Source organism: Spongiibacter taiwanensis, from assembly GCF_023702635.1.
Taxonomy (GTDB): domain Bacteria; phylum Pseudomonadota; class Gammaproteobacteria; order Pseudomonadales; family Spongiibacteraceae; genus Spongiibacter; species Spongiibacter taiwanensis.
This window is the reverse complement of record NZ_CP098455.1, coordinates 2,117,698-2,136,793: the sequence shown is the minus strand read 5'-3', so window position 1 is coordinate 2,136,793 and position 19,096 is coordinate 2,117,698. Positions and strand designations below refer to the sequence as shown.

The window sequence follows — 19,096 nt, the reverse complement described above, 5'->3', positions numbered from 1 at the left end:
CGGTCTAACTGCCTGAAATTGGCAGGTATTTAACCAACAAGAGAGAGGGGAATAGCAGGGGAAGCACAGAAACTAACGTCGCTTTGCGCTCCACTCGGCAAGGAGTATACCGCCCAAGACAAAGGCCAGTGCCGCGATGTGGTAAAGATGTAGCACCTCACCCAGCACCATCACCGCGAGCACCGCACCAAATACCGGCACCAGATTAATAAAAAGGTTAGCGCGATTGGCACCGATTAACTCCACACCGCGAATATAAAAGGACTGGGCAACCAATGAAGGGAACAGGGCAATGTAGGCCAACACACCCAGACCCATCGCATCGGGCACCTGTGCATTGCCCTGCTGCCATTTCAATAACGCCAACGGAACAGCGCTTATCATGGCGGACACCGACAGCAAGGCAATGGCAGAACGCCAATGAAAATCTGGCTTGAACCGCAGCGCCAGCGTGTAGCCACCATACAGCACCACCGCAGCCAATATTAAGGCGTCGCCTTTGTTGAGATGCAAATGGCGCAGCACCTGCCAATCACCCCCGCTTACCGTAATAGCGACGCCGACCAGGGTCAGACTAAAACCCACTAACTGCAGCGGGTTAAAAGGCACCCGAAAGAACAGCAGGTTGCCCAGAAACACCAGTAAGGGCATCGCCGACTGGGTAATGGTGACGTTGATTGCGGAGGTGTGATTCAACGACCAATAGAACAGCGCATTGAAGCCGGTAAAACCAAAAGCACCAAGCGCAAACATCAACCGCCAGTGCCGACGAATCAGCGCCCGATCCCGGCGTAGATCGGGCCAAGCGAATGGCACGATGACGGCCACGGCAACCACCCAACGCAGCAAGGTGAGCAGCATTGGCGATACGTGGCCCGCTGCCAGCTTTCCGGCAATGGCATTTCCCGCCCAGATCACGGCGACCAGCAACAGTACGGCGTAGGGATTATTCGTTAAGGCTTTCACAAAGATAAATGGCTGGCAGCGGGGTGGGCATCATAACAGCCGGCGGCCGGGCGCGCCGCCCGGACCGGGCAGGTTTCGGTAATTGCTGTCAATAATCAGGTCATTCGGCAGGTTGTCTGATCGCTGCCAGCCCGACGTCAAATGATTGCGGATCGGTTTCCTCGGCCATAGCATCTATCAAAGCCCAGCGGATCGCACGATTCAATTTCCGAAAAACGTCTTGCAATAGCAAAGCCGATTTCCGGGCGGGCTATTCTCGAGGTGGCGGAATAACGTTGGGCTAACTGGTTGAGTTTGAGATCTTTTCCCAGGACGAGCCACTGCCCCGAATATTTTTCACCCATTCACACTACAAACCAATATTTTTTGAAGAGGAAATAGACGCTGCTAACGACACGTTTATGTAGTGGAATATCCCTACATTTGCGTTTACTCTCAAACCACTGTCGCGCTCAAGGAGGGCAATACAATGCTGGAATTCGCTATGGTGACATTGATTATCGCTGCAACGCTGTCCATTCCCCACAGTGTGCTGTGGCTGCGCAACGCCAAGAAGCGGACCTGACCAGGCCAGCACCCGACGTTCAAGCCTACCCTTGGTGATAGGCTCGACAAGGTAACGGCGCCGTCGCTCAACCTTGAACCTGCCGCTGGCTAAGCCTGAAGAGACTCCTGTTCACTATCGTCTGCTTCATAGCCAAATAGCTGTCGATACGCCACACCCACCGCACAGATGGACCAGGGTATTGTCCAGATCAAGCCCACCCCAAAGGCCAGCAGCGCGGCCAGATTCATCAACAACAGCAGCAAAATAAAACCAAACATCGCAAACCAGTGCTTGGTTACTGTTTTGCGTGAGGTTTCCAGTGCTTGCCAAAACGAAAGCCCTTTGTCCGCGGACAGAGGCATCGCGAAGATGTAGGCCACACTGAGGTAAATGCCGGGAATAATAAGCGCCAGAAAGCCCAGGAACATCAGCACAACCATCACGATGTATAACAACAGCAGCGGCCAGGCGCGGTGGTAATAATCAAAAACCTGCCGAGGCCGAACATCGCGGCCCGCCGCACGCTCGGCACCAATCAGGGTAAAGGCCGCCGTCAGCGGATTGGTAAAGAAGATATAGGCCACCTGTCCGGCGATGCCCAAGAACATCGCCAAGTTGGAGTAAGGGTTACGCTCCTGCAAAATCCCGGGAAAGACCTGAAAGATCAAGCCAGCGGGAATCATCACCAGCAGCGATAACAACAGCGCCTTGAAAATAGGCCATTTTGCGCCATTACTGAGGCGCATCCCCTCATTCAGCGCATGGCCAATGCTGAATGTTGGCTGCGCCGCCTGCGTGACTGACTCGGGCTCCTGGCTCATCGAAAATCCTTCCTGGTTTCAGTAAGGCTAGCATTATGCCAGTGTTTTCTATGTTGAGGCGCGCTGCTTATGGTCTCAAGTTACGGTAGGCGTGGTAGTGGTGAACCGCCGTGCCACGATAGGCTGCCTGGTCAGCCTTCAGGCGCCGATCAACATTTGCCAACACCGACTCCATCACCCGGGCGCCTTCTTCACAAAAGGTAATCAACTCCGGGGGAATGCACATGGTTTCCACACCGACAACCACTTGCTTGCCCTTGCTCGCCGCGTACTGCAGCTCCTGTGAGGCATCATTAACGATGCGACTCTCAGTATCCCGGTAATCCATCAGCACCGTTCGATCGCTGCCGTCAATTACCCACTGGTGCAGGGGTCGACTGACACCATTGCGGGTCACCGAAAAAGTGTCCCACCACACGGGGATATCCACCACCAGCGGCAAGCCGGTGCCAGCAAGCCGAGAGCGCACCTTGGCAAGCAGGTCCAGGAGTTGATTGGCCACGCTATTACGATTGTCCTGCCACTGGCCCACCAAGTGCGCCTCAATATCCAAATGCACTGCCACCGGCGCCTCCTCTGGATGGCGCCGCAGGTATTCGATGCTCTGATCGACCAGGTTCAGCACCTCATGGTGATGTTCAAACAATGCCCACTCCGGCTTACCAAACATCAACTCGACCGCGATGCCCTGCCGGCTGAGAGTGCGAATAAACTCCGACAGCATGTAATGATTGTTAAGAACGGGGATGCGCGCATCAACATACGCTGCATTCAAGCCTTTACCGCTCATAAAGTTTACCAGGGCAGTACGCTCGCCCTGGTCCAGTACCGGGTCTGCCCGCCATACCCACAGGCCCTTCTCGCTGGCTGCTGCACTGGCAAGGCTCACACTGCCTCCAGAAAGTTCGGGCTCGGTAAAGAACACTCTGTCGGTGCCAGGATTGGCGGAAAAGTACGGTGCACCATTGCCGCCGGCGATACCGAAATGGACGCTGGTGACATTGCTACCCTGAAAATCAACGGCAACCCGATGCCAGCCCCCGCCTAGATGGGCAATGCGGGCACCATGTTCTGGACTGCGCTGACCCGCGCGGCCATTAAGCAAATCAAAGTAGGTACGGTGAATCACCCCACTTTTTCGCGTTGCCAAATAGACCCAGCGACTGCCGGTATCCTTAAAAACGGCTGACAGGGTTTTGCTACCACTGCGTTGATCGGCTGGAATGTCATGCACTAGATCGTGGCCACCGTTGGCGAAGGACCGCAGGGAATAGAACACTTCACCGCCACGCTCACCAGCTCCAACCGGCTCTATTTGGAAAGGTGCTAATTGCTCTACCTCTAAGGCAAGGGCTGGGCACGATAGCAATAGCAGTGTTATTAGCCGTGATAACAAAAGGCTCGGGTATTTCATTATTTTCTATCTCCATCAATACAAATTCGATATCGCAGCCCTTTGGCGACTAACGATATAAATTATTCTTGGTAAATTGTTGTCGTTTTTACAGCGAGGTATTCAGAAAATTCGGGGAGGTAAATACGAGATGATACCGACGAAATAGTCTCACCACGGTCGTATTCAGCGTAGGGCACAGCGAATGCAATGACAGATAAACGTTGCCCTGCTACCGAATGGCTGAGCCCGTAACGAGTGGTGACCGAGCTGCTTATGTCGCCACGCTAGCGATTTTTATATTCTGACTTCAACAACTTATTTTTGAGGTTCAACGAATTGTGCAAGGGTTCAAAGTTAACCTTGGGATATAGCGGCGATGTGGTGGGCTAACAGCGACAACTTAGCTCGGGAGTCGAGACCAATGAGTGGCGCCCCGGTTAACGAAAACGTACTCGGCTCTGTTTTAGGGGACGGATCGCTACTGCCAAGATACTACGCCGAAAGAGAGGACTCATTGCGCCTACAGATAGGTCTACCGCGTCACTGGAAACATACCATCATGGCTTGGGTGGGGCTCAAAGAGAAGAGTCGTCAAATCCACGCACATTAGCGAGCATATCGATGCCTTCCCAAATCACCCGCTGCCAGTGGCCAGCAGATACTTCGCCTGCATTACTGTCTTCTAACGCAATTAGCTTGAAGCGAAGCAACCACTCGGTTTGGTTTGAGGATTCGTTCCCGCTAATTGAGAGCAGTGGACGATTTTCAAATCGACGTTTGTGCAGCTCGGTTTAATTCGTGGTGACAAGGATTCGATGGTTCGAATCCAGACTGATATTTTTCATCAGTTGGCGTGCCGTGTCATCTGGCTCCTCGATGTATTGAATAAACACGGCTTCTTGCCAGTAAATAAGGCAGCTGGTGACGTCATGCTTTTCATTATTGATGCGACTGCGATCAAGCAACGCTCTCATCTCCTTGTAAGGAAAGGACTTTTCAGCGCGACTTATGTAGACGAAAGCAGTGAGATGCTCTCTGATGGAATGTCCGGCGGGAGTAGATTGACCAAATGAGGGCATATTTCTCCAAGGATCAAACTTGGACAGTGGACCCTTCTGGCGGCAAGGGCAACCTTTATCGGGGATAAATGTTATTCCTTCCTTGTGAAGGTGGTAGTATTTCTGCTGATCTAACGCTTTATTTTTGCCACTTTTGGACCGAGGTACTTCTGATTAGCCCAATGTTGCCCGGCATGAAAATAGATTGATGCCACGCATTCCTAGAACAGCCTTTTAATTTCAATAAGATACTTCCTGAAGCTCACCCGGCCTGCTGAGCAGGTGAAGCCGGTATTCAACTTCGAAAGTCGCCATTGGAAAGAACGACCTATTACCCCTAGACGTGTTCTTTGCTGTGAATGGTGGCTATACTTGCCTGCCTTCAGGTTGAGATAGGCGTCTACTACTTTTGGGGAGACTCCATCCGCTGCTTGACCTTGTATGAGTTGGATTCAAGAAAATCAACGACGTATTTCCTTTCACGCTCATGGATTGACTCTACTTTCTTATAATGAATTGTGGGGCTGCATGAGGATACCATAGCTCCTCCTTCGACTTCCCAGCCATTATTCGCTGACTCTTTCGTGCCAATGTAAGCAAATACAACGTATTCAACACCTATCTTGAAAGGGTAGCCACAGGCGTTAATCGTTGGCCTCGTGAACACTATCGTATTTTTATCCTGCTTCCCTTTGTAAGACTTAATGACCTCCATTTTCACTTTATTTAAAGTATTTGGAAACCAATAACCTTTTTCCCAAACCCATTTACTACCAGTACTTTTCACGACACCACGAAACACAATCTCATATTCGTTGAAAGCTTCTTCAATATTATACCCTCGACAGTCACACGCAAAAGACAAGCTAGGTAGTGCGGCGAGAAGAAGCATTAACATAGTTTTCATTGCGTGAACTCATAGCGCCCGGCGTTGGGGCAGGCAAAATAAGCGCAGCGTTTTTGACTGTCCCCAGTCCCTGCCGAAGGCGACAACACCGCGTTTTTATAGGTGCTCATGTGCATTACCGCCGTTTAGCATTAGGCCGCAATTTTTGCATTTCCGGGCAAACAGATTGTAACTGTACCAGCCGCCATCACTGCGCTTAGCATGAAAGCGCTGACCGCAACGTGGACACACAAAGTTGTTGATTTTGAAGCTATAAAAGAATGTAGCAAAAAAAGCTGCCACGGAAGCGAACGCAACAACTTTAATAAAGGGCTCCATTGATTCAGGAAGAACGAAACCTAGCAAGAATGCCACTAGCATGGCAGCTAATGGGCCATGACAAAGTTTCCTTAATCCTCTTAATTTCTCTAGCTCGATTTCGATATCCTTGCTCAAATCTCTAGGACCTATAACGCCGCCGTAAATTGCCGCTTGAAGCGCAGGGTAAAGCGGTCAATTTGACGGCCTTATTACCTGTTTTACTCAAAGTGGCCACGATTCTTTAAAATTCCATATTTCTTTATCCGAAAGAGCTCATCGAGATAGACTCCTTGTCGGCAGATTGCTTTGCCATTCGCGTGTTCGAATACTGGCTCCGGGAATTCTTCTTTTGCAAACGCTTCGTTATACATGACGGTGCTATATTCGATAGCCGGACTAAATTCTATATTCTCTAATGGCTTAGGTTTCACACGATCTTCTTCGTAGTCAAAGGGTGTACCGCAGTGAGCCCACCGCCCCGACTTTGTTTTATATACATCGAAGAATTGATATTTCTCATGGTATATTTTTCCATCATGCTCTGAGACAAACAACAGAACATATTTATACCTTGAAAATGCAGGGGTTCCGTAATGATCGTAGGCCTCAAAAGATATTAAGTCAGAATTATACTCTCCATGAACTTTTTCTAAGATTTTGTACTTTGCCTTGAATGCATCATCCATGAGGATTACATCATCACCAGCGTTGGGCTCAAATTTGTAGAAGTCCACTTGTTCTCCAACAAATGCAAATATGCCGCTTTTACTATTTATGCTTGGGGCGGCGAACGCATTTAGAGAAAACAGCATTAGAGTAGTAATTAGCGTCCTCAATCTATGACTCCGGATGACAGGTAACAGTTTTATTATGAAGACCGGGGCCTTATATCACTGAGGCTCCTTATCTCGGGGACTAAATTTGGAATGGCACCCGGAATCCTGGAGATTTCATGGACTTAGATGCATTTCGTGGAGCTAGTGATAAATGTTAGCAAGACCCGTTCCCTCTATCTGCGTTAAGCTCCTTTTCTCTTTATCATATACCTACCCATATAGAAATCAATAAGTTAGGCTCGGCAAAAAGGTGATAGTGCGCACAAGGCTCCTGAAAGGGAAAGTGGCGATTTGAGAGCAATTTTTAGTTACGCCGAGTGTCCGTTTACGACCAACAGCCACCGTGTATGACGAGAGGGCCACAGTGCGGTCTTGCCGCAAAGCGGGCAGTGGAGAGGAGAAATTTTAAAGCCAGAAACGCCCAAACTGGGCGTCGACAGCTTATATTGTTAATAAACGCGTTTTAATTAGAGTGTTAGGCTATTCGACGGTCACCGACTTAGCTAGGTTGCGAGGCTGGTCTACGTCGGTGCCCTTGAGAATGGCAACATGGTAAGACAGGAGTTGCAGGGGAATGGTGTAGATCAGCGGGGCGATTATCTCGTCCACATGGGGCACCGCGATAATATCGAGGCCGGGTGACTCTTCAAAACCAGCCGCCTTATCAGCGAACACAAACAACTGTCCACCCCGGGCCTGAACCTCCTGAAGATTGGATTTAAGCTTTTCCAGTAACTCGTCATTGGGGGCAACCGCAATCACCGGCATATCGCTGTCCACCAGAGCCAGAGGGCCGTGTTTGAGTTCACCTGCCGGATAACTCTCGGCATGAATGTAGGAAATCTCTTTTAGCTTGAGGGCCCCTTCCATGGCGACGGGCCATTGCACACCGCGCCCAAGAAAGAGTGCGTGATGCTTTTCGGCAAAGGCATTGGACATCTTTTTGATGTCATCATCCAGGGACAGGGTTTCGGTGATCAGATCCGGTAGTGCGTGCAGAGATTTGACGATCGCCTCTTCCTCTGCCTCGTCGAGGTCGTGGTAGCGACCAATAGCGACCGTTAACAGGATCAGCGCCACCAGCTGGGTGGTAAAGGCCTTGGTGGAAGCCACCCCAATTTCGGGGCCTGCCTCGGTCATCAAAAAGAGATCCGATTCACGCACCAACGAACTTTGGTTAACGTTACAAATGGCGAGCGTGGCAGCGTAATCCAGGGTTTGGGCCAGGCGCAGCGCGGCCAGGGTGTCCGCCGTTTCTCCCGATTGAGAGATCGTTACCAACAGGGTGTTTTGCTGCACCTTGAATTTGCGATAGCGAAATTCGCTGGCCACCTCTACCCGACAAGGGACACCGGCAAAGCCCTCAATCCAGTATTTGGCCACCATGCCTGCGTGATAGCTGGTACCACAGGCAACAATCTGCACATTTTCAATGTTCTTCAGAATTTCACCCGCCTTGGCACCCAAGGCCTCGGTCAGCACTTTGCGGCTGCCCAGGCGCCCGGCCAGACTGCGGCGGATAACCGAGGGTTGCTCGTAAATTTCTTTGAGCATGAAGTGCCGGTATTGGCCTTTATCGGCGGATTCAGCGGCGGTATCAATCTGGTTTACATCGCGAACAACGGGCTCGTCATCGGCATTCCACACCCGAAAATGACCGGGCGCCACCTCGGCAATATCGCCCTCCTCCAGATAAGCAAAGCGGTCGGTGACCTGACGCAGTGCCAGGTGGTCGGAGGCGATAAAGTTTTCACCGATGCCAATACCGATCACCAGCGGGCTGCCCTTGCGGGCGCAAACCAGACGGTCGGGCTGTTCGGCGTTGATCACCGCCAGACCGTAGGCGCCCTCTAGGTCGGTAACCGCATGCTTCACGGCGCCGAGGAGGTCGCGTTGCTGTTGGTAGTAATGATGGATCAGATGGACGATGGTTTCGGTATCCGTCTCGGATGCAAACCGATAACCAAGACCCTCTAAGCGCTCACGCAGGGCGGCATGGTTCTCGATGATGCCGTTGTGGACCAGTGCAATATCGCCAGACAAATGGGGGTGGGCATTTCGCTCAGAGGGCTGGCCGTGGGTAGCCCAACGGGTGTGGGCAATGCCGGTGGTACCCGGCAGCGGCGACGCCTCAAGGGCGCTCGCCAATGCCGACACCTTGCCAACCGCTTTGCGCGAGGCAAGGCCGGATTGGGGAGAGATCACCGACATACCGGCGGAGTCGTAACCGCGATATTCCAAGCGCCGCAAACCTTCCAACAGGATTGCTGATACTTCGCGCTGGGCCACCGCCCCGACTATTCCGCACATAATTGCCCCTTGCTACGACTGCTTTTTGGTCGGCCTATGCCAGCCTTCTATATTACGCTGTTTGGCCCGGGCCACTGCCAGTTCGCCCTCGGCAATATTGCCGGTAATGGTCGAGCCAGCGCCGACCGTTGCCTCGGCACCGACGTTCACCGGCGCCACCAAGGCGGTATTGGAGCCAATAAAGGCTTTATCACCGATCACCGTCTGGTGCTTGTTAACCCCGTCGTAATTACAGGTAATCGTGCCAGCGCCAATATTGACCTCGCTGCCCACCGTGCTGTCGCCGATATAACTCAGGTGGTTCGCTTTGCTGCCTTTGGCGAAGGAGGATTTTTTCACCTCCACAAAATTGCCGATGCGCACCCCTTCGGCCAAATCGGTGCCGGGCCGCAGTCGCGCGAAGGGGCCGATCACGGCATCGGCACCGACAACACTGCCTTCAACGATGGAGTTTGCCTTGATCACCGCGCCGCGCTCGATCTTGCAATCAATCAGCACGCAATTAGGGCCGATAGTGCAATATTCAGCGATCTCCACCTGGCCTTCAAACACGCAGTTCACGTCAATGCTGACGTCACTGGCACAGCGGAGATCGCCACGGATATCGATGCGGCTGGCGTCTGCCAAGGTTACGCCACCTTCCATTAAGCGTTGCGCACGCTGCTGTTGTAGCGCCCTTTCCAGGGTTTGCAATTGTACCCGGCTGTTAACACCCTGGATTTCAAGAACACTGGCCGGTTGAGACACAACAACCTCGTGCCCCTCCGCGACCGCCATTGCCACAATATCCGTTAGGTAATATTCGCCCTGGGCGTTGTCAGCCTTCAGTGCCGGCAACCAACGATGCAAAGACGCGCCCGAGGCGGCGAGAATACCTGTGTTGATTTCATCAATGGCCAGCTGTTCGGCACTGGCATCTTTCTGTTCGACAATCGCGGTAACCTGACCCTGTTCGCTGCGAACAATTCGGCCATAACCGCTAGGGTCTTGGAGATTTGCCGTCAGCAGCGCCAACCGCTGCTGACCGACTCGGGTAATAAGATCTTGCAGGGTAGTGGCCGAAATCAGCGGCACATCGCCGTACAGTACTGCCACCGTTGAGGTTTCAGCGATGTGCGGCAGAGCCTGGGCAACGGCGTGACCAGTACCCTTTTGCTCGCGTTGCTCCACCCAGTTCACTTGGGGAATAGTAATGGCCTGCTGGATTTGCTCTGCGCCGTGACCAATCACCACATGCACTTTTTCAGCACCCACTTTCAATGCGGCTTCAATTGTCCACTCCAACATCGACTTACCCGCCAATGGGTGCAGCACTTTGGGCAGACTGGACTTCATACGGGTGCCTTTTCCCGCGGCGAGGATAACGATTTCCAATGACATAACACGGTTCCTTGGTAGACGGCGACCCGAGGTCTGAAATGTTAACCAATGCGCTGCTGGCTCGCCATGCCTTTACGGCCGTATGCACAGCAGGCGGGGCTCAGAGGTAGGGCCGCGATTTGAATTTGTCCGGCTTGGACCGGCAAGCCCGCAAAAAGTTGAGCAGGGAATTGGCCCAAACCGGTATCGCTGTTGGATGACTGCCCCACCTCCAGTTTGGCAGCATTACCCTTTTGCTGCTGATTTCGTTATTGTACGATATAAGAAAATAAAGCTTCTGCCAGCAAAGCCAGCAGCCTTTGCTGACGCACAAGCGCCTGTCGATAATCGGGTGGCCTAAAATAGGCTTGTAGCTATGCAAGGACGTTCACGTTTTCTCACTTGGGCAAATGGGTTTATCTTCATCATCGGACTATTTGTCTCCAACATTATTGAAGCGATAGAAGTTGATCCCGGGGATTTCGTTTCTGCGCCCGATGGCACCAACCTGATCCTGATGTACAACCAGTTCTCCAATTTCGATAGCTTTTATAAAGACGGCAAAAAGCTATCCGGTGACCCCGGACTACGCACCAACGTAAACATTCTGCGATTGGTTCGCTTTATGGAAGTGGGCGGCGTGTTGATTGACCCGCAAGTGCTGTTGCCCTTCGGGCGGCTTGAGGGCACCCGCTACAATGGAAATTTAGGTGGCGAAGGCGGGACCGGGGATTTGCTGTTAACCGGCGGCGCCTGGTTAGTGAACGAGCCCGCAAAGGGCAACTACCTTGTTCTCATTCCCTATTTCTTTTTACCTACAGGCAGTTATGACAAGCGCTCGCCCCTGAATCTGGGTGAGAATCGCTTTAAATTCAATCTGCAACTGGGCGCTACCTTTGCCGTGGGTACCAGCTATCAGGCAGACCTTCTTGGCGACGTGACGTTTTATGGCGACAATGACGAGTTAGGGCCGTCAGAACAAACTCTAGAACAAGAGCCCCTGTATCAACTCGGCGGCAAGATGGCGCGAATTATCAACGAACACTGGAAGGTCAGTGTTGGTTTGACTTACACCTATGGCGGCGAGCAAACGGTGTCGGGTGTCGACCTGGAAAACGAAAAGAATGATTGGCGGGCTGAAGCCGGGGTAGTGTTCAATGCAACACCGCGCCACCAGGTCATTGCGTTATATCGCCGGGATTTACGGGTTGAGAATGGCTTTGGCCTGGATCATGGCCTGTTCTTACGCTTCTTGTATGCGTTTTAAGGGTGGGATTGCCGCTCTTTTAAATGCATACAAAAAAGGCAGCCTAAGCTGCCTTTTTTGTTTCAACACCCACCAAATTACTTGGTTTTGTTGATGGTCTTGCGAATCTGCTGCAGGGTGCGAAGCTGGGCAGAAGCAGCGGCCAGGTTGGCTGCTGCACGGCCGTAGTCGATATCACCGCTCTGATTGAGCATATCGGCTTGGGCCTGCTTCTGCGCTTCCAGTGCGGCCGCTTCGTCCAGATCATCAGCGCGCAGTGCTGTGTCGGCAAGAATACTCACCACGTTGGGCTGCACTTCAAGGAAGCCGCCAGACACGTAGTAAATCAGTTCTTCACCGCTATCGAGCACCACGCGAACCGGACCCGGCTCCAGCGAGGTCAGCAGAGGCGCGTGACCATAGGTGACACCAAGGTCACCCTGTACACCGTTGGCGACGATCAATTTTGCGCGGCCAGAGTAGATCTCTTCTTCCGCACTAACGATGTCACAGTGAATAGTCATAGCCATATCATCCGCCTCTCAGGCGTAAGCTCGCAAGGCGAGCTTACAGTTTCGCTGCTTTCTCAACCGCTTCTTCGATGGTGCCTACCATGTAGAAGGCCTGCTCGGGCAGGTGGTCGTAGTCACCAGCCAGAATGCCTTTGAAGCCAGCAATGGTGTCTTTCAGAGACACGTACTTACCGGGGCTGCCGGTGAAGACTTCAGCAACGTGGAAGGGCTGAGACAGGAAGCGCTCAATTTTCCGGGCGCGTTCTACGGTCTTCTTGTCTTCCTCAGACAGTTCGTCCATACCCAGAATGGCGATGATGTCTTTCAGCTCTTTGTAGCGCTGCAGTACAGACTGAACGCCACGAGCGGTTTCATAGTGCTCGCTACCAATGATCAGCGGATCAAGCTGACGAGAGGTAGAATCCAGCGGATCTACGGCAGGGTAGATACCTTTTGCGGCAATGTCCCGGCTCAATACAACGGTTGAGTCAAGGTGAGCAAAGGTGGTTGCAGGTGATGGGTCGGTCAAGTCATCCGCCGGTACGTATACCGCCTGGATAGAAGTGATAGAACCAGTCTTAGTGGAAGTAATCCGCTCCTGCAGTACACCCATCTCTTCTGCCAGTGTCGGCTGGTAACCTACCGCAGAAGGCATACGACCCAGCAGTGCCGATACTTCGGTACCAGCCAGGGTGTAACGGTAGATGTTGTCGACGAACAACAGTACGTCACGGCCTTCATCACGGAATTTTTCCGCCATGGTCAGCCCCGTCAGGGCCACACGCAGACGGTTGCCCGGGGGCTCATTCATCTGACCGTAAACCATTGCTACCTTAGATTTGCTGAAGTCCTGCACGTTAACAACGCCGGCTTCCTGCATTTCGTGGTAGAAGTCGTTACCTTCACGAGTCCGCTCACCCACACCGGCAAACACAGACAAACCACTGTGCTCGGTTGCGATGTTGTTGATCAGCTCCATCATGTTTACGGTTTTACCTACACCCGCACCACCGAACAGACCTACTTTACCGCCCTTCGCGAAGGGGCAAACCAGGTCGATTACTTTGATACCGGTTTCCAGCAGGTCAGAAGAAGCGGCCAATTCTTCGTAGGCAGGTGCCTTACGGTGAATTTCCATGCGCTCTTTTTCGCCGATGGGGCCGCACTCATCAATGGGGTTACCCAGTACGTCCATGATCCGGCCCAGGGTTTCGATACCCACAGGCACTTTGATTTTTTCATTGGTGTTGCTCACACCCAGGCCGCGACGCAGACCTTCGGAAGAGCCCAGTGCGATAGCGCGAACTACGCCATCACCCAACTGCTGCTGCACTTCCAGGGTCAAACCGCTGTCGGTCACTGTCAACGCGTCATAAACCTGCGGTACCGCATCGCGTGGAAATTCCACGTCGATAACGGCGCCGATGACTTGCACGATACGTCCGCTACTCATGTCCGGTTCCTCTTAAAAACCTTAAAAATTCAAATTCTGTTCGGGCGCCGTCTTACGACGAAACCGCCGCCGCACCGCCAACAATTTCTGACAGCTCCTGAGTGATCGCCGCCTGACGGGCCTTGTTGTAGACCAGCTGCAGGTCATCGATGATGTCGCCAGCATTGTCGGTGGCATTCTTCATCGCGATCATTCGGGCGGCTTGCTCACAGGCACCATTCTCTACCACGGTCTGATACACCTGAGACTCAACATAGCGAGTCAACAGACCATCCAGCAGCTCTTCCGGGCTGGGTTCGTAAAGGTAGTCCCAGTGGTGTTTCAAGCTCTCGTCTTCTTCCGCTTCCAAGGGCAACAACTGGCGTACGAAGGGGTTTTGAGTCATCGTGTTGACGAACTCATTGCCCACCAAAAACAGCCGGTCAATTTTGCCTTCGCCGTAAGCATCGAGCATCACTTTAACGCTACCGATCAGGTCGGACACCGAGGGCGATTCACCCAAGTCCCGAACCCGCGCTACCACATTGCCGCCGAAGCTTTTAAAGAAGCCTTGTGCCTTGGCGCCCACCAAACAGAGATCCACTTCAACCGACTGCTCTGACCAGCTCTTCATCGATTTCAATGCCGCTTTGAACAGGTTGGTGTTCAAGCCGCCACAAAGGCCGCGGTCGGTGGAAACAATCACAAAGCCAACGCGTTTAACGTCGCGCTCTTCCATGTATTGGTGGCGGTATTCGGGATTTGCATTGGCGATATGCCCAACCACCGCGCGCATACGTTGCGCGTAGGGTTTACCCACTTCCATGCGATCTTGAGCTTTACGCATTTTACTGGCGGCCACCATTTCCATGGCGCTAGTAATTTTTTGCGTGCTCTTGATGCTGGATATCTGGGTGCGTATTTCTTTTGCACCTGCCATGATTCAATCCTCAAGCAGAAATGCGGCGTCGCTTACGCAACCGCCGCACCATCCGTCTTACCAAGTTTGCGTTGACTTGAACTTCTCAACCAGTTCCTTGAACTTGCCTTCCAGCTCGTCGTTCCAGTTACCAGTCTCGTTGATCTGCTTCATCACATCACCGTATTCAGCGTGGGCAAAAGACAGAATCGCCGCTTCGAAGTCCAACACTTTGGCAACCGGTACGCTCTTCAGATGACCTTCGTTGGCGCAGTACAGCGACAGAGCCATCTCGGCAATGCTCATTGGAGAGTATTGCTTCTGCTTCATCAGCTCGGTTACGCGCTCACCCTGAGACAGCTGGGCTTTGGTCGCTTCGTCGAGGTCAGAAGCAAACTGGGAGAATGCCGCCAGTTCGCGATACTGGGCCAGCGCGGTACGAATACCACCGGACAGCTTCTTGATAACCTTGGTCTGCGCAGAACCACCTACCCGGGATACCGAGATACCGGCGTTCATGGCCGGGCGAATACCGGCGTTGAACATATCGGCTTCCAGGAAGATCTGACCGTCGGTAATGGAGATAACGTTGGTAGGGACGAAGGCCGATACGTCACCTGCCTGGGTTTCAATGATGGGCAGTGCCGTCAATGAACCGGTCTTACCTTTCACTTTGCCGTCGGTGAACTTCTCTACGTAGTCGGCAGAAACACGGGCAGCGCGCTCGAGCAGACGGGAGTGGAGGTAGAAAACGTCACCGGGGTAGGCTTCACGGCCCGGGGGACGACGTAGCAACAGAGAGATCTGACGATAAGCCCAGGCTTGCTTGGTCAGGTCATCGTAAATGATCAGCGCATCTTCACCGCGGTCACGGTAGTACTCACCGATGGTACAGCCGGTGAAGGGGGCAATGAACTGCATGGATGCTGGGTCAGAGGCAGTTGCCGCAACGATAATGGTGTGATCCATTGCGCCGTGCTCTTCCAGCTTGCGCACAACTGCCGCAATAGAAGAGGCTTTCTGACCAACGGCAACGTACACACACTTAATGCCGGAGTCTTTCTGGTTGATGATCGCGTCAACCGCAACCGCGGTCTTACCGATCTGGCGGTCACCGATGATCAGCTCACGTTGGCCACGGCCGATAGGCACCATGGCGTCAACCGCTTTTAGACCGATTTGCACCGGCTGGTCGACCGACTGACGCCAGATTACACCGGGAGCAACTTTTTCAATTGCATCAGTTTCTTTGGCGTCGATGGGGCCTTTACCGTCAATGGGGTTACCCAGGGCGTCAACCACGCGGCCTTGCAACTCAGGGCCAACGGGGACTTCCAGGATACGGCCAGTACATTTACAGGTCTGGCCTTCAGCGATACCCAGGTAGTCACCCAATACCACGGCGCCGACAGAGTCGCGCTCAAGGTTAAGGGCCATACCGAAGGCGCCGCCTTCAAATTCAATCATTTCACCGTACATTACCTCGGTCAGACCGTGGATACGTACGATACCGTCGGATACCGATACTACCGTGCCCTCGTTTTGGGCCTGGGCAGATACATCCAGTTGATCGATGCGCTGCTTGATAATATCGCTAATCTCGGATGGATTCAGTTGCTGCATGCTCTGTTCCTCAATCCTATTCTCTAAACGCTCAGGAGGTTAATGCTTCAGCGAGTTTCGCCAAGCGACCGCGCACCGAGCCATCAATTACCAAGTCACCTGCCCGTACCACGACGCCACCCAACAACTTGGGATCGACAACGCTGGTAATCCGCACCTCACGCTGCAGCTTCTGCTGGAGCTTTTTGGCCAGATTTTCTTCTGATGCGCTGTCCAATGCCAAGGCAGTGGTCAGTTCTACATCAACGGTTTGTTCCTGGATGGCTTTTTGTGCTTCAAACAATTCGCTGATTAGCGGTAGCAAACTCAAGCGTTTGTTCTCTGCGAGAATCCTGATGAAATTTTGGCCACCTGCATTAAGCGCATCGCCACAAATGTCGATAAAGCTCTGCGCCTGCTTGGCACTGGTCACTGAAGGCGACGCCAACATCGCAGCCACCGCGTCGTTCTTTGCGACCGCGGCAGCTGTAGCCAGCATCTCGGACCAGTTATCCAAGGCAGATGATGCCAAGGCGTGCTCAAAAGCCGCCTTGGCGTAGGGTCTTGCCATTGTGCTCAATTCAGCCATGATCAACCTCGCTTAAAGGCCAGCGGCCAGCTTGTCGACCATGTCTTTGTGCACAGACTCATCGATTGACGCTTCGAGGACCTTCTCGGCACCCGCCAGAGCCAGAGCAGCAACCTGTGAACGCAGCGCTTCTTTCGCGCGGTTCATTTCTTGCTCAACTTCGGCTTCTGCGGCAGCCTTCAGGCGATCGCCCTCAGTGCGTGCAGTTTCTTTTGCTTCTTCAACGATCTGGTTAGCGCGCTTGTTGGCAGCATCAATAATGCCCGCTGCCTCTGCTTTCGCTTCCCGCAGTTGCTTGGCGGCTTTTTCTTGAGCGAGCTCAAGATCACGGCCAGCGCGGTCTGCGGCATCCAAACCGTCGGCAATCTGCTTCTCCCGTTCTTCCATCGCACTGCGAATGGCCTTCCATACGAAGGCGTAGCAGAACCACACGAAAAACAGAAAGGTAATCGATTGTCCAATCAGTGTGAGATTAATGTTCACGCCGATACCTCTGCTATGTGTAATTGCGGTTCGTGGTGTTGGTTCGGTTTACCTTAGGCAGGCAGGCCGGGAACAACAACGAACAGCACGTACATAGCGATACCCACACCGATCATGGGAACAGCGTCAAGCAGACCAGCGATCAGGAACATTTTGCCCTGCAGCATGGGAGCCAACTCGGGCTGACGAGCAGAACCTTCCAGCAGTTTACCGCCCAGCAGAGCGAAGCCGATAGCAGTACCCAGCGCGCCAAAACCAATCATCAAAGCAACAGCGATCAGTGCCAAACCCATGGTATTTCTCCTAGTTCAATTAAAGTTAAAAAGGTAGATCAAAAAATCAATGGAACTGGTCTTCTTCTTCAATTTGATGCGCTGTTGCCATATAGACAATGGTCAGCACCATGAAGACGAAGGCCTGCAGCGTGATAACCAGGATGTGGAACACTGCCCACGCCCACTGCAACACACCTGCAAACACACCCAGAATCAGACCTGCACCAAACATGGTGGCGATCAGGATGAAGATCATTTCACCGGCATACATGTTGCCGAACAACCGCAGACCCAGAGAGATGGGCTTGGAAATCCAGGAGATGGCTTCCAGTGCAAAGTTGATCGGTACCAGGAAAACATTGACGAACCATTTCGGGTGGTGGAAGGGGTGCAGGGTCAGTTCTTTGACGAAACCCATGAAGCCCTTCTTGGCGATAGTGAAGTAGACCATCAGACCGAAGATGGTAAAGCCCATTCCCAGCGTGACGTTGGGGTCAGTAGTGGGAACGACTTTAAAGAAGAAGTGAGGGTTGCCCGTGGCCCAGGCCATAAAGGCGGGAATCCAGTCCACCGGCACCAGGTCCATGGTGTTCATCAGGAATATCCACACGAAGATGGTCAGCGCCATCGGCGCGATCATCGCGTTCTTGTGGTGGAAACCGTCTTTAACGGTCTGGTCGATGAAACCAATGATCATTTCAACGAAGTTTTGCAGGCCGCGGGGCACACCGCTGTGAGCACGTTTGGCAACCCGGGCAAAAATCAACAGGAACAAGGCGCCAAGGGCAAAAGACCAAAACATGGAATCAACATGGATCGCCATGAAGCCCATATCCGCCGCTTCAGCACTGCTGTGGGCAAGGGTCCAAGTGTCTTGTTCGAGAACTTCGTGGACATGGCCTGACTCATCCAGACGCTCGTAGCCAGCGGGGAGTTTGCCATAGGTGAGATTGGTAAGATGGTGCTGGATATATCCAACGGTGGATTGGGATTCACCTGCCATGTGTCAGTCTCGTCTCAAGTTATGCTAGTCCGCGAATCCGTTGCTTATCCACCCAGCCAAAATAGGCAACCAGCAGAATATTCAACAACAGCGCGGCCAAGTAGGCCAAAAATAAAAACAGTACGTTCAGCGGCGACAGTGCAGCAAACACAACGGCAAACAAAATAACCGTGGTTGCGTACTTGCCCACCTCTCCCCGATAAAAAGCTTGGTTGACTTCGCGGGCATACAACGCGCCGGAGTAGCGAAACGCCTGGCGAGCGAAGTAGGCATTGGGCACGATGGAAATTAGCCCGCCAACAAACGCTGAGTAAGCCTCAACCCAATCAAAGGGGAAAAAAACAGTAATGGTTGCCAGTACCAGTACAACGCACTGGATGGCGAAAATCTTGAGCAACGGCGGTCGCGCAATTCTGCGGGCAGCGTACGGCGCTGAACTGGGTGTTGCCACGATTGTCATACGATGCCGGGTTGCTAACCAAGGTTGCTGAAGGGCCCTCAAAAACCGGAGAACCACTTGTCCAAAAAGCGGGGC

The 19,096-nt window shown here is 52.8% G+C and carries 19 protein-coding genes; 1 reads left to right on the top strand and 18 read right to left on the bottom strand.

Going from position 1 to position 19,096, the window contains the following annotated elements:
• Positions 1-72: 72 nt before the first annotated feature.
• From NCG89_RS09900 to glmU, 9 genes are all read right to left on the bottom strand, one after another.
• Positions 73-966, bottom strand: a complete 894-nt coding sequence (locus NCG89_RS09900; protein ID WP_251086366.1) for a DMT family transporter — start codon at positions 964-966, stop codon at positions 73-75.
• A 654-nt stretch (positions 967-1,620) separates the two neighbouring features.
• Positions 1,621-2,334 (bottom strand): DUF975 family protein, encoded by a 714-nt coding sequence (locus NCG89_RS09895; RefSeq protein ID WP_251086365.1) that lies wholly within the window; start codon positions 2,332-2,334, stop codon positions 1,621-1,623.
• A gap of 67 nt (positions 2,335-2,401) precedes the next feature.
• On the bottom strand, positions 2,402-3,613 hold the full coding sequence (locus tag NCG89_RS09890; protein ID WP_251086364.1) for a hypothetical protein: 1,212 nt from the start codon (positions 3,611-3,613) through the stop codon (positions 2,402-2,404).
• Between the two features lie 908 nt (positions 3,614-4,521).
• On the bottom strand, positions 4,522-4,809 hold the full coding sequence (locus NCG89_RS09885; RefSeq protein ID WP_251086363.1) for a BLUF domain-containing protein: 288 nt from the start codon (positions 4,807-4,809) through the stop codon (positions 4,522-4,524).
• Between the two features lie 382 nt (positions 4,810-5,191).
• On the bottom strand, positions 5,192-5,695 hold the full coding sequence (locus NCG89_RS09880; RefSeq protein WP_251086362.1) for a hypothetical protein: 504 nt from the start codon (positions 5,693-5,695) through the stop codon (positions 5,192-5,194).
• Positions 5,696-5,791: 96 nt separating this feature from the next.
• Positions 5,792-6,130, bottom strand: a complete 339-nt coding sequence (locus tag NCG89_RS09875) for a hypothetical protein (RefSeq protein ID WP_251086361.1) — start codon at positions 6,128-6,130, stop codon at positions 5,792-5,794.
• 83 nt (positions 6,131-6,213) lie between these two features.
• Positions 6,214-6,729 carry a hypothetical protein gene (locus tag NCG89_RS09870; RefSeq protein WP_251086360.1) on the bottom strand — a complete coding sequence of 172 codons (516 nt, stop codon included), beginning with the start codon at positions 6,727-6,729 and terminating at the stop codon, positions 6,214-6,216.
• 582 nt (positions 6,730-7,311) lie between these two features.
• On the bottom strand, positions 7,312-9,141 hold the full coding sequence (glmS, locus tag NCG89_RS09865) for a glutamine--fructose-6-phosphate transaminase (isomerizing) (protein WP_251086359.1): 1,830 nt from the start codon (positions 9,139-9,141) through the stop codon (positions 7,312-7,314).
• Positions 9,142-9,153: 12 nt separating this feature from the next.
• Positions 9,154-10,521, bottom strand: a complete 1,368-nt coding sequence (gene glmU / locus NCG89_RS09860; RefSeq protein WP_251086358.1) for a bifunctional UDP-N-acetylglucosamine diphosphorylase/glucosamine-1-phosphate N-acetyltransferase GlmU — start codon at positions 10,519-10,521, stop codon at positions 9,154-9,156.
• A 355-nt stretch (positions 10,522-10,876) separates the two neighbouring features.
• Between glmU and NCG89_RS09855 the strand changes: the two genes are divergently transcribed.
• Positions 10,877-11,767, top strand: coding sequence for a transporter (locus NCG89_RS09855; protein WP_251086357.1), 891 nt, complete (start codon positions 10,877-10,879; stop codon positions 11,765-11,767).
• Between the two features lie 77 nt (positions 11,768-11,844).
• Here the strand turns inward: NCG89_RS09855 and NCG89_RS09850 are convergent, their stop codons facing one another.
• From NCG89_RS09850 to NCG89_RS09810, 9 genes are read right to left on the bottom strand one after another with little or no spacing between them, the layout of a single operon-like run.
• Positions 11,845-12,276 (bottom strand): F0F1 ATP synthase subunit epsilon, encoded by a 432-nt coding sequence (locus NCG89_RS09850; RefSeq protein WP_251086356.1) that lies wholly within the window; start codon positions 12,274-12,276, stop codon positions 11,845-11,847.
• Positions 12,277-12,313: 37 nt separating this feature from the next.
• Positions 12,314-13,711 carry a F0F1 ATP synthase subunit beta gene (gene atpD / locus NCG89_RS09845; RefSeq protein WP_251086355.1) on the bottom strand — a complete coding sequence of 466 codons (1,398 nt, stop codon included), beginning with the start codon at positions 13,709-13,711 and terminating at the stop codon, positions 12,314-12,316.
• Positions 13,712-13,763: 52 nt separating this feature from the next.
• Complete coding sequence (gene atpG / locus NCG89_RS09840; protein WP_251086354.1) at positions 13,764-14,630, bottom strand: F0F1 ATP synthase subunit gamma; 867 nt, start codon at positions 14,628-14,630, stop codon at positions 13,764-13,766.
• Positions 14,631-14,687: 57 nt separating this feature from the next.
• On the bottom strand, positions 14,688-16,232 hold the full coding sequence (gene atpA, locus NCG89_RS09835) for a F0F1 ATP synthase subunit alpha (protein WP_251086353.1): 1,545 nt from the start codon (positions 16,230-16,232) through the stop codon (positions 14,688-14,690).
• A gap of 31 nt (positions 16,233-16,263) precedes the next feature.
• The gene (locus NCG89_RS09830) at positions 16,264-16,800 is read right to left on the bottom strand and encodes a F0F1 ATP synthase subunit delta (protein ID WP_251086352.1); all 537 of its coding nucleotides are present in this window, start codon (positions 16,798-16,800) and stop codon (positions 16,264-16,266) included.
• Between the two features lie 12 nt (positions 16,801-16,812).
• Positions 16,813-17,283 (bottom strand): F0F1 ATP synthase subunit B, encoded by a 471-nt coding sequence (locus NCG89_RS09825; protein ID WP_251086351.1) that lies wholly within the window; start codon positions 17,281-17,283, stop codon positions 16,813-16,815.
• A 53-nt stretch (positions 17,284-17,336) separates the two neighbouring features.
• Complete coding sequence (gene atpE, locus NCG89_RS09820) at positions 17,337-17,576, bottom strand: F0F1 ATP synthase subunit C (protein WP_251086350.1); 240 nt, start codon at positions 17,574-17,576, stop codon at positions 17,337-17,339.
• Between the two features lie 46 nt (positions 17,577-17,622).
• The gene (gene atpB / locus NCG89_RS09815; protein WP_251086349.1) at positions 17,623-18,561 is read right to left on the bottom strand and encodes a F0F1 ATP synthase subunit A; all 939 of its coding nucleotides are present in this window, start codon (positions 18,559-18,561) and stop codon (positions 17,623-17,625) included.
• A gap of 19 nt (positions 18,562-18,580) precedes the next feature.
• Positions 18,581-18,958, bottom strand: coding sequence for an ATP synthase subunit I (locus tag NCG89_RS09810; protein ID WP_251086348.1), 378 nt, complete (start codon positions 18,956-18,958; stop codon positions 18,581-18,583).
• Between the last annotated feature and the right edge of the window lie 138 nt (positions 18,959-19,096).